General features: G+C 71.8%; 12 protein-coding genes. 5 read left to right on the top strand and 7 right to left on the bottom strand.

Features of this window, described 5'->3' with window-relative positions; all coding sequences use genetic code 11:
* Window positions 1-74 precede the first annotated feature (74 nt).
* Window positions 75-443 carry a DUF5133 domain-containing protein gene (locus tag IGS69_RS32890; protein WP_190904088.1) on the bottom strand — a complete coding sequence of 123 codons (369 nt, stop codon included), beginning with the start codon at window positions 441-443 and terminating at the stop codon, window positions 75-77.
* A 361-nt stretch (window positions 444-804) separates the two neighbouring features.
* Here IGS69_RS32890 and IGS69_RS32895 point away from each other — a divergent pair, with 361 nt between their 5' ends.
* Together IGS69_RS32895 and glgX are read left to right on the top strand one after the other, a co-directional pair.
* The gene (locus tag IGS69_RS32895; protein ID WP_190904089.1) at window positions 805-1317 is read left to right on the top strand and encodes a pep a2; all 513 of its coding nucleotides are present in this window, start codon (window positions 805-807) and stop codon (window positions 1315-1317) included.
* Window positions 1314-3467, top strand: a complete 2154-nt coding sequence (glgX, locus tag IGS69_RS32900) for a glycogen debranching protein GlgX (RefSeq protein ID WP_190904090.1) — start codon at window positions 1314-1316, stop codon at window positions 3465-3467. Before IGS69_RS32895 ends, glgX begins: the two co-directional genes overlap by 4 nt.
* A 40-nt stretch (window positions 3468-3507) precedes the next feature.
* Here glgX and IGS69_RS32905 read toward each other — a convergent pair whose 3' ends face one another.
* Window positions 3508-4311, bottom strand: coding sequence for a VOC family protein (locus tag IGS69_RS32905; RefSeq protein WP_190904091.1), 804 nt, complete (start codon window positions 4309-4311; stop codon window positions 3508-3510).
* 246 nt (window positions 4312-4557) lie between these two features.
* Here IGS69_RS32905 and IGS69_RS32910 point away from each other — a divergent pair, with 246 nt between their 5' ends.
* Window positions 4558-4878 carry an ANTAR domain-containing protein gene (locus IGS69_RS32910; RefSeq protein ID WP_190904092.1) on the top strand — a complete coding sequence of 107 codons (321 nt, stop codon included), beginning with the start codon at window positions 4558-4560 and terminating at the stop codon, window positions 4876-4878.
* A gap of 19 nt (window positions 4879-4897) precedes the next feature.
* On the opposite strand, the gene IGS69_RS32915 is transcribed toward IGS69_RS32910, so the two are convergent.
* Entirely contained in the window at window positions 4898-5689 is a 792-nt protein-coding gene (locus IGS69_RS32915) for an RNA polymerase sigma factor SigF (protein WP_190904093.1), read from the bottom strand.
* A 678-nt stretch (window positions 5690-6367) separates the two neighbouring features.
* Here IGS69_RS32915 and IGS69_RS32920 point away from each other — a divergent pair.
* On the top strand, window positions 6368-6889 hold the full coding sequence (locus tag IGS69_RS32920) for a hypothetical protein (protein ID WP_190904094.1): 522 nt from the start codon (window positions 6368-6370) through the stop codon (window positions 6887-6889).
* Between the two features lie 24 nt (window positions 6890-6913).
* Here the strand turns inward: IGS69_RS32920 and hemC are convergent, their stop codons facing one another.
* From hemC to ligD, 3 genes are all read right to left on the bottom strand, one after another.
* Window positions 6914-7849 carry a hydroxymethylbilane synthase gene (hemC, locus tag IGS69_RS32925; RefSeq protein WP_190904095.1) on the bottom strand — a complete coding sequence of 312 codons (936 nt, stop codon included), beginning with the start codon at window positions 7847-7849 and terminating at the stop codon, window positions 6914-6916.
* A gap of 139 nt (window positions 7850-7988) precedes the next feature.
* The gene (locus tag IGS69_RS32930; RefSeq protein WP_190904096.1) at window positions 7989-8765 is read right to left on the bottom strand and encodes an NPP1 family protein; all 777 of its coding nucleotides are present in this window, start codon (window positions 8763-8765) and stop codon (window positions 7989-7991) included.
* A 142-nt stretch (window positions 8766-8907) separates the two neighbouring features.
* A complete protein-coding gene (gene ligD, locus IGS69_RS32935) occupies window positions 8908-9888 on the bottom strand; it encodes a non-homologous end-joining DNA ligase (protein ID WP_190904747.1) in 981 nt (326 codons plus the stop codon).
* A 115-nt stretch (window positions 9889-10003) separates the two neighbouring features.
* Here ligD and IGS69_RS32940 point away from each other — a divergent pair, with 115 nt between their 5' ends.
* Complete coding sequence (locus IGS69_RS32940) at window positions 10004-10519, top strand: MarR family winged helix-turn-helix transcriptional regulator (protein ID WP_190904097.1); 516 nt, start codon at window positions 10004-10006, stop codon at window positions 10517-10519.
* A 107-nt stretch (window positions 10520-10626) separates the two neighbouring features.
* Here the strand turns inward: IGS69_RS32940 and IGS69_RS32945 are convergent, their stop codons facing one another.
* Window positions 10627-11775, bottom strand: coding sequence for an MFS transporter (locus IGS69_RS32945; protein ID WP_190904748.1), 1149 nt, complete (start codon window positions 11773-11775; stop codon window positions 10627-10629).
* Between the last annotated feature and the right edge of the window lie 31 nt (window positions 11776-11806).

The raw sequence follows: 11806 nt of genomic DNA on the forward strand, positions 1-11806 counted from the left end.
GGTCCTCACCTCCACCGTGCTCGAAAGCCGGGCCGCGGGGCCCGGTTCAGGGGACAAGAAGTGCGGAAAGGGCGCTACCTCCCCGCGGTGGATCTCCGCTCGGCTGCCGGAGGTCTCCGCTCCGCCGCCGAAGGTCTGCGTCTGACCGCCGCGGCCGGACGAGGCCGTTCCACGGGTTCCTGCAGACAGGTGACGTGCTGCTCCTGGAGGCAGGTGATCTGCTGCTCCTCCAGATACGTGACCTGGTTGGTGCGCAGGTACCGCTCGGCCGCGTCCGCCGCCTCCCGTGCGCAGCGCTTGCCCATCAGCACGCAGAGCGTGTAGCCGGAGTCCTCGAACGTGGTCCGCACCGTGCGGTCGTTCGGTGCCGCGAGCATCACGCGTTCCCAGGCCCGGTAACGCCGCAACTGCCGGGCGACTTCGGCTTTGGCGGGTAGCAGCATGGCGCCGATCACCTTTCGGGGCTCGAGGGGCACGGTCTCCCGACGGTCGGACGGCGACCGTGCGCACAGCGGCACGGATTCCGTAACGGCGATCGAGTTCTTCACACATGGTGCACGCGTGACGACGCAGCGTCTTGTTGGATCTTCAACCAGTGGCGGCTCTGCTGCGCCGTTCGGGCCGCCTCGACCGCTCACCTGTGGGCCACACCGCCTCAACCGTGCGCTCGTGTTGCACGAACGGGCTAGCACCCTCAGGCTGAGGGTGACTCAGAAGCGATAGGCGCTCACGTTCCGTGTTCGGGGCTCGCCCGCACTCCGCGGGAGCGAGAAGGAGCTGAGCTTCGCGGTGAGGAGCCGACCGATGAAGACCGCAGTGCCCTGCTACTACCACCTCGACGTGGAAGTCAGCCCGGAACGCGTGGGACAGGTCAGCCGCATTCTGGCCGCTCACCTGAAGTTCTGGGACCTGGACAACCTGGTCCAGCCCGTCTGCGGCGGTGCCGAGATGCTGCTCAAGGCCATCGACGAATACGCCACGGACAAGAACACGTCGATCGAGATGTGGTGGAACGGGCAGCACCTGATCACCGCCATCGGGGACAACGACCGTGCCCTGCGCCCGGACCAGGAGCTCCGTGGCTGCCTGGAGCACCTCGCGGCGATGAGCGACGGCTGGGGCTGCTGTGCGACCGAGACCGGCAGCAAGGTCATCTGGTTCTCGCAGCGTGCCCGCGCCGGTGAGCGCGTCCCGCTGGTGCCGACCGCTCCCGCGCCGCGGGAGAGCGAGGGTCTCGACGTGCCCCGCGAGGAGCGCGTCGCGCAGCTCGCCGGACCGGCCAGTACTCCGGGCGACGTCCTGGAGGACGCCCGGTGACGCGCCGGCAGACTCGGAAAGGGGTGTCCGCCTGGAGCGGGCGCCCCTACCCGCTGGGTGCGGCCTACGACGGGGAGGGCACCAACTTCGCGCTCTTCAGCGAGGTCGCCGAACGCGTCGAGCTGGTCCTCGTGGACGACGACGGCAGGCACACCCAGGTGCCGCTGAACGAGGTCGACGGCTTCGTGTGGCACGGCTACCTCCCCGGCGTCGGCCCCGGCCAGCGCTACGGCTACCGCGTGCACGGGCCGTGGGCCCCGGCCGCGGGGCACCGCTGCAACCCGGCGAAACTCCTGCTCGACCCGTACGCCCGTGCGGTGGACGGACAGATCGACAACCACCCCTCGCTCTACGAGCGCAACCCCGACGGCCCCGACCCGGCCGACAGCGCCGGGCACACCATGCTCGGCGTCGTGACCGACCCGGCCTTCGACTGGGGCGACGACGCCCGGCCCTGCCGGCCCTACGCCGACACCGTGATCTACGAGGCGCACGTCAAGGGCATGACCCGCACCCATCCCGAGGTGCCCGGGGAACTCCGGGGCACCTACGCCGGGCTGGCGCACCCCGCGGTGGTCGAGCACCTGACCTCCCTGGGCGTGACGGCCGTGGAGCTGATGCCGGTCCACCAGTTCGTCCACGACGGGGTGCTGCACGACCGCGGCCTGGCCAACTACTGGGGCTACAACACCATCGGCTTCTTCGCGCCCCACAACGGCTACGCCGCCCACGGCACCCGCGGGGGCCAGGTCGCCGAGTTCAAGCAGATGGTGAAGACCCTGCACGCGGCCGGACTCGAAGTGATCCTCGACGTGGTCTACAACCACACCGCCGAGGGCAACGAGAGGGGCCCCACGCTGTCCTTCCGGGGCATCGACAACTCCTCGTACTACCGCCTGGTCGACGGCGACTGGGAGCACTACTACGACACCACCGGCACCGGCAACAGCCTGCTGATGCGGCACCCCTACGTCCTTCAGCTGATCATGGACTCGCTGCGCTACTGGGTGACCGAGATGCATGTCGACGGCTTCCGCTTCGACCTCGCGGCGACGCTCGCCCGGCAGTTCCACGAGGTGGACCGGCTGTCGGCGTTCTTCGACCTCATCCAGCAGGACCCGGTGATCAGCCGCGTCAAACTGATCGCCGAGCCGTGGGACGTCGGCGAGGGCGGCTACCAGGTGGGCAACTTCCCGCCGCTGTGGTCGGAGTGGAACGGCATGTACCGCGACGCGGTCCGCGACTTCTGGCGCGGCGAGGACCACACCCTCGGCGAGTTCGCCTCCCGGCTCACGGGCTCCTCCGACCTGTACCAGCACAGCAGGCGCCGGCCCCGCGCCAGCGTCAACTTCGTCACCGCGCACGACGGCTTCACCCTGCGCGACCTCGTCTCGTACAACGACAAGCACAACGAGGACAACGGCGAGGACAACCAGGACGGCGAGAGCACCAACCGGTCCTGGAACTGCGGCGCCGAGGGCGCGACCCGCGACCCGTCCGTCAGGGAGCTGCGCACGCGCCAGCAGCGCAACTTCCTCGCCACGCTGCTGCTGTCCCAGGGGATCCCGATGCTCTCGCACGGCGACGAACTCGGGCGCACCCAGGGCGGCAACAACAACGCCTACTGCCAGGACAACGAGATCTCCTGGATCGACTGGCGGCTCACCGAGGAGCAGCGCGACCTGCTGGAGTTCACCCGGTACCTCATCCGGCTGCGCACGGGACACCCCGTACTGCGCCGGCGCCGCTTCTTCCTCGGCGAGACCCTGACCCGGGCGGACCAGCCGCTGCCCGACCTGATGTGGCTGGCGCCGGACGCCCGCGAGATGACCGACGACGACTGGCAGCGCGGCGACGCGCACTCCGTCGGCGTCTTCCTCAACGGCGACGCCATCGCCGAACCCGACCCGTGGGGCCGCCCGGTCGTCGACGACTCGTTCCTGCTGCTGCTCAACAGCCACTGGGAGCCGGTCGACTTCCGCCTTCCGAAGGCCTCCTACGGCGAACGGTGGACGGCCCTCATCGACACGGCCGACCCGGAGGGCACACCCGACGAGGCGGAGCACAAGGCGGGGACGGGCCTCACTGTCGACGCCCGCAGCCTGGTCCTGCTGTCCCGGCCGTCACGGGCGGCGCGCGGGACGGAATGAGGGGAGCGGCCCGGGCCGGCGCTCGTGGAGCGGGCCCGGGTCAGCGCTCGCGGCGCGCGGTCACCGTGAACTGCGCGCCGTCGTGGTCCCGCAGCACCGCCTCGTCGCTGCTCTGGGACAGGACGCTGCCGCCGTGCAGTTCCGCCGCGCGGGCGCAGCCCTCCACGTCGTCGACGGAGAAGTGCACCTGCCAGTGCGGCCGGATCGCGGGGTCGGGGGCCGCCTCCAGGGCGCCGGACTCGATCCGGGCCACCACGTCCCCGCGGCTGCGCAGCACCACCTCCCCGCCCTCGTAGTGGACCTCGCAGCAGCCGGGCCGCTCCGTCGCCCATTCGAGGATCTCGCCGTAGAAGATCGCCGCGTCGAAGGCGTCACGGGTGTGGAGCGTGATGAAGGCCGGCTGGGCGTTGCGCCAGGTCTCCCAGTCGGTGAAGAGGTCGCCCTCCCAGATGCCGAAGGTCGCCCCGTCCCGGTCGGCCAGCAGCGCCGCCCGCCCCGGCGGCAGGGAGATCGGACCGACCGCGACCGTGCCCATGCGCTCCTGCACCCGCGCGACCGCCGCGTCCGCGCTGCGCACCGCGAAGTACGGCGTCCACGCCACGGCCATCTGCCACATGGCCGCCACCCCCGCGATCCCGGCCACCGGCGAGCCGTCGACCAGCGCGATCCGGAACCGGTCGCCGAGCTTGGCCGGCCGCCACTGCCAGCCCAGCACGGCGCCGTAGAACTCCTCGGTCGCCTGGACGTCACGGCTCGTCAGGCTGACCCAACAGGGCGCGCCGAACACGGACTGTGATGAGACGACGTCCTTGGTGCCGGAGGAGGTGGGCATCTCGTGGTTCATGGCAGTCGCGTCCTGATCTCGTCGGCCTGGCAGCCACCGGAGGATTGACACCAGTGTCCAACCGGAACCCCTGTGGGCGCCTGCCGAGTACCCCGGCGGGGGCGCCGAAACGGCGTCCGGCCTGGTCCGCCCCGGTGGCACCGGGCGGGCCGAGTGACGACGATGGATGGGACAGACACTGCGTCAAGGTACTCAAGCACCCGCTGGGGCCTCCGGCGCAGCGGCGCACCGGACCCGGAGGTGACCATGCCCACGGACGGAGGCTCGGATCGGATCGTCGCGCTGCAGGAGGAGGTCCAGCAGCTGAAGGAGGCGGTCGCCTCCCACGCCGTCGTGGACCAGGCGATCGGCATGGTCGTCGCGCTCGGCCGGATCTCCCCCGACCAGGGGTGGGCCGTGCTGAAGGAGGTCTCCCAGCACACCAACATCAAGCTGCGCAACGTCGCGGAACTGATCCTCGTCTGGGGGCGCACGGGCGTGATGCCCGAGGAGATCCGGGCCGCCCTGGAAGAGGCCCTGGATCGCGCCGGACCGACGCAGATCCCGGGCTCGCCGCCACAACTGTGATCCCCGGCGGCGCCCGCTTTCACCGGGCCTCGGCCAGCAGTTCCTCACGCAGATGGGCGAAGCAGCTGCTGAGCAATCGGGAGACGTGCATCTGTGAGATGCCGAGCTGCTCCGCGATGCGGCTCTGCGTCATGCCCTTGAAGAACCGCAGATAGAGAATGATCCGCTCGCGCTCCGGCAGTGCCTCGAGACAGGGCCTGACGGCGACGCGGTTGACGACGGTGTCGAAGGCCGGGTCGGGCCCGCCGATCGCGTCCCCGAGGGCGTACCCGTCGGTCCCGGGCATCTCCGCCTCCAGCGACAGCGCGGAGAAGCACTCCAGGGCCTCCATGCCGGTGCGCACCTCGCCCTCGGTGAGCTGGGCGTACTCGGCGATCTCGGCGATCGTGGGGGAGCGCCCCGGGGTGGTCTGCGCCAGCTCCTTGGAGGCGTGCCGCACCCGGTTGCGCAGGTCCTGGACCCGGCGGGGCACGTGCAGTGTCCACATGTGGTCACGGAAGTGGCGCTTGATCTCGCCGGTGACCGTCGGTACCGCGTACGCCTCGAAGGCGTTGCCGCGGGCCGGGTCGTAGTGGTCGACCGCCTTCACCAGGCCGAGAGCCGCCACCTGGTACAAGTCCTCCAGGGCCTCGCCACGGCCCCGGAAGCGGACGGCGATCCGCTCGGCCATGGGGAGCCAGGCCTCGACAAGCTCGTCCCGCAGGGTTTTGCGCTCGGGCCCCTCGGGCAGCCGCGCGAGGCGCGCGAACGCCGCGGCGGTGTCGGGGGCGTCGTCGTGGGGGTGCGTTCGGGTGCTGCCGGCGATACGCATGGTGCGTACCTCCCTGAGCAGGTGCTGAGTATGGACAGACACCGTGGGAAACGCGGCCTCGGACTTCTCGGAAAAGCACCGGGGGCCCGGGCGGCCGGCTCCCCACGCACGTGCCTCCTGTCCGAAGCACTAGTAATTCAGACAATACGGCATTTGGGGGACGTGGGCGCTCTCGCGGTCGCGGCAATTCCGGGGCGCCTCCTGACCTCGCTCGACCTCACCCCGGGCCGATCGGCTCTGCCGCAGAGCCGATCGGCCGCATGGAGCGGAGACCTTCCCCGACGAGCCGGCCGACGCGCTCGCCGGCGTCCGGCGGCCGATCCGGCGGCGCCTACGACGGCAGCCGCCCGGCCCGCGGCCCCCCGGCGGGCCGCCGACGCCCTGCACGGGCTCCTTCTCGGCACCCCTCACCACTTCCGGGTCCTGTTCGTCGCGGCCGCGCTCGGCGTCACCCTGGCCTCGGCCGCTGGGCTGTCCGGCCCATGGATCTTCACTCGTGGAAGTGATGTGCGGCACGCCGGTGCAAGCGCTTTCTCCGTCCGGTTCCGGATAATTGCTGGGCACGGCTTGATCACCGATCAAAAAGGATGAACTGCCTGGCCACAGCGCATTCTGCTCATTTGACAGTGCGCTGAGACCACAGATAGGAAGCAGCTTCAGAGGTCGAGAGGGTGCAGCGTGTACGAGCCGAACGTGGTCGGGGACTGGCAGGAGTACGACGAGCATGCCGGTCTGCGCGTCCGCGTCCACCGTCTGGAACTGGCCGAGCCGCCCCGCGGCCGGGACGACGCCGCCGACGGGCTGACGTACTTCTGCCTCCGGGTGACGGTCGAGAACCGCGGCAACCGCCATCTCGGCGTCCACCTCGAGGACGGCCAGATCGACGTCCGGCTCGGCCCGGACGGGGAGAGCGCCTTCATCGACTGGCGCAACTCACAGTTCATCGAGGGCTTCGACGTCTATCCGCTGCGCCGGGCCACCGCCGTGCTCTACGCGGCGGGTGCCGAGGCCGCGTTGAGCCTCGTCGACGTCCAGGTGCAGTTGCGCGTCGAGGAGGAGTGGACCGAGCGCCGGCTGTGGGCGGGCGGCATCGGGGCGCACGAGGGAGCCGTCGGCGGCCAGCAGGGCGCGGTGCGGGACAGCCTGGCGCACCAGGTGAGCGTCTTTTTGCGGGACCAGGCGGAGGAAGGCACCGCCTGATCCGGCGTCAGGGCGTCGCGGAGGTCAGTGCGGGATGCCGTCGATGATCTCGCGGGCACCCTGTCGCAGCAGGGCCACGGCGACCGAGGTGCCGAGCGTGGCCGGGTCGAGGCGGCCCGCCCACTCGTGGGCGTTCAGCCGCGTCTTGCCGTCCGGGGTGAACACACAGGCCCGCAGGGACAGTTCGCCGCTGCGGTCCACCTGCGCGAACCCGGCGATGGGGCTGTTGCAGTGTCCCTGGAGCACATGCAGGAACATGCGCTCGGCGGTGGTCTCCCGGTAGGTGTCCGGGTCGCCGAGACCGCTCACCGCGTCGATCAGCGCGGCGTCGTCCTCGCGGCACTGCAACGCCAGGACACCCGCGCCGATGGGCGGCATCATCGTCTCGGTCGAGAGGGTCTCGCTGATCACGTCCTCACGGCCGATGCGCTCGAGGCCGGACACCGCGAGCAGCAGGGCGTCCGCCTCCCCGGCGGCCAGCTTCGCCAGACGCCGGTTGGCGTTGCCGCGGAACGGCACGCACTCCAGGTGCGGATGCGTGGCGGCCAGCTGGGCGACGCGGCGCACCGAGGAGGTGCCGATCCGCGTCCCGGCCGGCAGCTCGTCCAGGGTCAGCCCGCCCGGGTGGATCAGGGCGTCACGGATGTCGTCCCGCTTGAGGAACGCGGCGAACACCGTCCCCGCCGGGAGCGGCCGGTCGGCGGGCACGTCCTTCACGCAGTGCACGGCGAGGTCGGCCTCGCCGGCCAGCAGCGCCGCGTCGACCTCCTTGGTGAACGCGCCCTTGCCCTCGACCTGGGAGAGATCGCCCATCCACTTGTCGCCGGTGGTCTTCACCGGTACGACCTCGGTGCGCACTCCGGGATGGGCGGCGGCCAGCTCGGCCCGGACGCGCTCCACCTGGGCGAGGGCCATGGGGGAGTCGCGGGAGACGATACGAATCAGTTCGGGGACGGACATGCGGCCACGATAGACCCTTTCGCGGGGGCGTTCGTGCCGTACCTCCTCCGACTGCCGGGCGTCGGGCGTCAGTTCGGAACGGGTGGATCACGCGGCGGAGACCCGGTCCGGCCGGAGGTCCGGACCGGGCCCGCAGGCGTCAGGCGTACGGATCGAAGGCGATGCCGGAGGGCTTGGCCGACGCCAGATGGTTGGCGAAGCCGGCGTCCTTCAGGCCGAAGTTGGCGCTGCCGAAGTTGTGGGACGTGAGCTTGTCGCGCACCCCGGCCGGGTAGCCGTTCCAGCCGACCAGCGCCGGGTACTGCCAGGTGCGCTTGTGGTTCTCCGGCGGTTCGTCGTTGGCGTTGGCCGCCCGGAAGCAGTGCGTGCTGATGCCGTCCTTGTGGTAGACGATCTTCGCGTGCGTGCCGTCGAAGCGGATCGCGGACGCCGCGTGCACGGTGAACGAGCCGTGGTTGGACGTCGACACGTACTTGACCTGGTTGTCCTGCACGAACACGGCGACGTGCTCGAAGTCGTGCCGGTGGCCGCCGATGCTGCTCCCGGCCACGGCCTGGTCCTTCTCGAAGTAGAGCGCGTACAGGATCGCGCACCAGCCGTTGTTGCACTTGGAGCGCGCGTAGCCGTTGGTGTTGTCGAGGTCCGAGGCGTCCCGGCAGTTGCCGTTCAGGGCGCCGGTCGGATTGAGCCCGCCGTTCACGGTGCCGTCCGGTCCGATCGCGGGCGTGGAGTAGCAGCCGTCGGTGTCGTAGTCGTAGGCGGGCTGGTACGTCTGCTCCAGCGTGTCCGCGTTGGCGGGCAGCGCCGAGGGCGGGGCCGCGTAGGCCGTGGCGGGGACCGCGAGGACGAGGGCGGCGGCACCGGCCGCTCCGGCGAACCATCTCCTGCGGTGGTGGGCGAACGGGCGTGACGACACTGCGTCCTCCTCGGTCCGGGCGCAGCCCAACGGCTGTGGGGGAAAGGGAGGTTCAGCTTCCAGGCTGAACGCGTCCATGCCAAGAGGGGTGGCGGGTCTCAACGGTGAATCACAGACCAACAGTTGGCCGTCGGCCGCCGTTTCAGGCCAGGTCGTCCGGGATGTCGGCCGCCGCGTCCTCGGGTGCCAGGTCGGGCCGGAGCCGCAGCCAGGACGGCTGCCTCAGCATCCCCTCCCGGGTGCGGGTGCTGTAGCGGACCTCGCCGACCAGGCGGGGCAGGACCCAGTGCGCACCCGGAGCGCGCGGGGCGGGATCGAAGGGGCACACGTCGGTCGCGGCGGCCCGCAGCAGCCCGGCCAGTTCCGTGCGTTCGGCCTCGCTCCAGCCGGTGCCGACGCTGCCGACGTAGCGCAGCCGTCCGGCGGCACGCTGCCCGACCAGCACCGCGCCGGGCAGGCCGGTGAGCCGCCCCTTGCCCGGCTGCCAGCCGCCGACCAGGACGTCCTCGGTGCGCATGTTGCGGATCTTGATCCAGGCCCGGGAGCGGACGCCCGGCTCGTACACCGAGTCCAGCCGCTTGCAGACCAGGCCCTCCAGACCGTGCTCCCGGGTGGCGCGCAGGGCTTCGGCGCCGTGTCCGACGAGGGCCCGCGGGGTCGACCAGGAGGGGCCGGAGAGGCCGAGGTCCTCCAGCGTCGCGCGGCGTCGTACGTAGGGGACCCTGAGGAGGGATTGGCCCTGCAGGTGCATCACGTCGAACAGCACGAGATGGACCGGGACCTCCGCGGCCCGCCGGGCGGCCCTCGCGGGTGCGTGCGCCAGACCCATCCGGGACTGGAGCAGCTGGAAACTGGCGCGGCCCTGGTCGTCCAGCGCCATGATCTCGCCGTCCAGCACGGCGGATGTGGTGCCGAGCGCGGTGCCCAGCGGCCGGAGTTCGGGGTAGGCGGCCGTGATGTCGTCCCCGGAGCGGGCACGCAGCCGTACGCTGCCGTCCCCGGGCAGATAGACCACCACGCGCTGGCCGTCCTGCTTGGTCTCGTAGGCCCAGCGCGTGTCCTGCGCGGCGGGCGGCAGGGTGCCGGACGTGGCGAGCATGGGCGGGATCAGCGGCAGGTCCACGGGTGAGGTGTCGACGAGCCGGCCGGCGCTCACGCGTGTTCGCGGCCTGTTTCCCCTGAACGGCGCCCCGCGACGATTTAGTTGAGTTACGCAACGAGATGGTAGTCTGGTGCTCATGTCCACACCACTGCTCCCCGGCGCCCCCTCCCCGGAAGTGATCGAGATCGAGCGCGCGCTCACCCGCATCACCTACCTGAGCACGCGCGCCCGGCAGCACGACCGGCTGATGGCCCTGGCGGGGGTGCCGCTGGACCGTGCCGCCGTCGCGCTGCTCCGGCAGATCGCCGACTCCGAGCCGCTGCGGCCCGGGGAGCTCGCCGTCCGGCTGGGCGTGGAGGCCTCGCACGTCACGCGCACGGTGCAGCAGTTGCAGAAGTCCGGGTACGTCACCCGCGTCCCCGACCCGGACGACCGCCGCGCCCAGCGCATCGAACTCACCGACGCCGGCGGCGAGGCCATCGCCAAGGTCCGCGACGCCGGGGTCCGCGGCATGCAGCTGGCCCTCTCGGACTGGTCGCCCGAGGAGCTGCGCCACCTCGCGACGCTCTTCCACCGCATGGTCGACGACTTCCTCGCCCACTCCGTCGACGAGGAGGGCGAACCCCAGTCGGCCCGAGCCGGCACGGTGTGAGCCCCCGGCCGGGCCGGGCCCGTCACGGCGTGCACGGCGCGGCACCGCCGGAGCCCCGCCCCCGGTCGGACGCGCCGTCTGGCCGTTCCTGAGCGCCCGTCACCCCTTCATGGCGCCACCGGATCCCGCGGATCCGCCCGCTCGGCCACCGCCGGCGCCGGCTCGCGCAGACGGCACAGCAGCAGCCGGCCCAGCGCGGGCAGTGCGACGAGGGGCAGCAGGGCCGTGCGCAGAGACGTCGCGTCGGCCAGGGCGCCGAGCGCGGGGGCCGCGAGGCCGCCGACGCTCACCGTCAGGCCCAGCGTGACCCCGCTCGCGGTGCCCACGCGCCGGGGCAGGAAGTCCTGGCCCAGCGTGATGTGCAGCGAGAACGGCACATACAGGCCCGCCGACGTCAGGGCCACGAACACGTACACCGGCGGCCCGGGCACCAGGACCAGCCCGGCCACGGCCAGGACCGTCAGGGCGTACGACCGGCGCACCACCGCCGTCCGCCCGTACCGCTCCGCCAGCCGGCCCCCGGCCAGCGTGCCGACCGCGCCACCGGCGTAGAGCACGAACAGGGCCGCCGTACCGGCCCCCTCCCCGCCACCGGTGCGCTCCCGCACATAGAGGGAGACGAACGTGCTCAGGCCGACGAACACCACCGAGCGGCAGACCACGGCCCCCGACAGCCGCAGGAAGGACGGCCAGTCGTCCTCGCCGACGGCGGTGGACGCACCGGAACTCCCGGCGCCGGACCCCGCCGAGCGCACCGCCGCCGCGCACAGCGCCGCCCCCGCCAGGGCGGGGACGACCAGCAGGGGAGAGGCGCCCAGCCCGCCCGTGCCCACCACGGCGAGGACCAGCAGAGGTGCCAGGGCGAAGCCGGCGTTGCCGCCGAAGGAGAACCAGCCCATGGCCGTGTGCCGGCCCCGGGCGGCGACCCGCGCCACCCGCGCGGCCTCGGGATGGTAGGCGGCCACCCCCACCCCCGACACGGCCACCACCGCCAGGGTCAGCGCGTAGGAGCCGGTCACCCCGCTCAGGGCGACACCCGCCCCGGCCGTCAGCGCGCTCAGCGGCAGCAGCCACGGCATCGCCCACCGGTCGGTGAGCACCCCGAACAGCGGCTGTACCAGCGACGACAGCAGGGACGCCGCCAGGACGACGCCCGAGGCGGCGGCATAGGAGTAGGCACGCTCGGCGACGAAGTACGGGACCAGGGCGGCCACGGCCCCCTGGTACACATCCACACAGGCGTGCCCCGAGGACATCAGGGCGACGGGTCGAACGCGTCTCGAAGTG

This window comes from Streptomyces tuirus (genome assembly GCF_014701095.1).
GTDB classification, from domain to species: Bacteria; Actinomycetota; Actinomycetes; order Streptomycetales; family Streptomycetaceae; genus Streptomyces; species Streptomyces tuirus.

Excerpts from the sequence above, each read along its gene's own strand:
- IGS69_RS32895 (WP_190904089.1), top strand. The coding sequence starts at position 805 with ATGAAGACCGCAGTGCCCTGCTACTACCACCTCGACGTGGAAGTCAGC.
- IGS69_RS32905 (WP_190904091.1), bottom strand. The coding sequence starts at position 4,311 with ATGAACCACGAGATGCCCACCTCCTCCGGCACCAAGGACGTCGTCTCA.
- IGS69_RS32940 (WP_190904097.1), top strand. The coding sequence starts at position 10,004 with ATGTCCACACCACTGCTCCCCGGCGCCCCCTCCCCGGAAGTGATCGAG.
- IGS69_RS32890 (WP_190904088.1), bottom strand. The coding sequence starts at position 443 with ATGCTGCTACCCGCCAAAGCCGAAGTCGCCCGGCAGTTGCGGCGTTAC.
- IGS69_RS32915 (WP_190904093.1), bottom strand. The coding sequence starts at position 5,689 with ATGCGTATCGCCGGCAGCACCCGAACGCACCCCCACGACGACGCCCCC.
- hemC (WP_190904095.1), bottom strand. The coding sequence starts at position 7,849 with ATGTCCGTCCCCGAACTGATTCGTATCGTCTCCCGCGACTCCCCCATG.
- IGS69_RS32910 (WP_190904092.1), top strand. The coding sequence starts at position 4,558 with ATGCCCACGGACGGAGGCTCGGATCGGATCGTCGCGCTGCAGGAGGAG.
- IGS69_RS32945 (WP_190904748.1), bottom strand. The coding sequence starts at position 11,775 with ATGTCCTCGGGGCACGCCTGTGTGGATGTGTACCAGGGGGCCGTGGCC.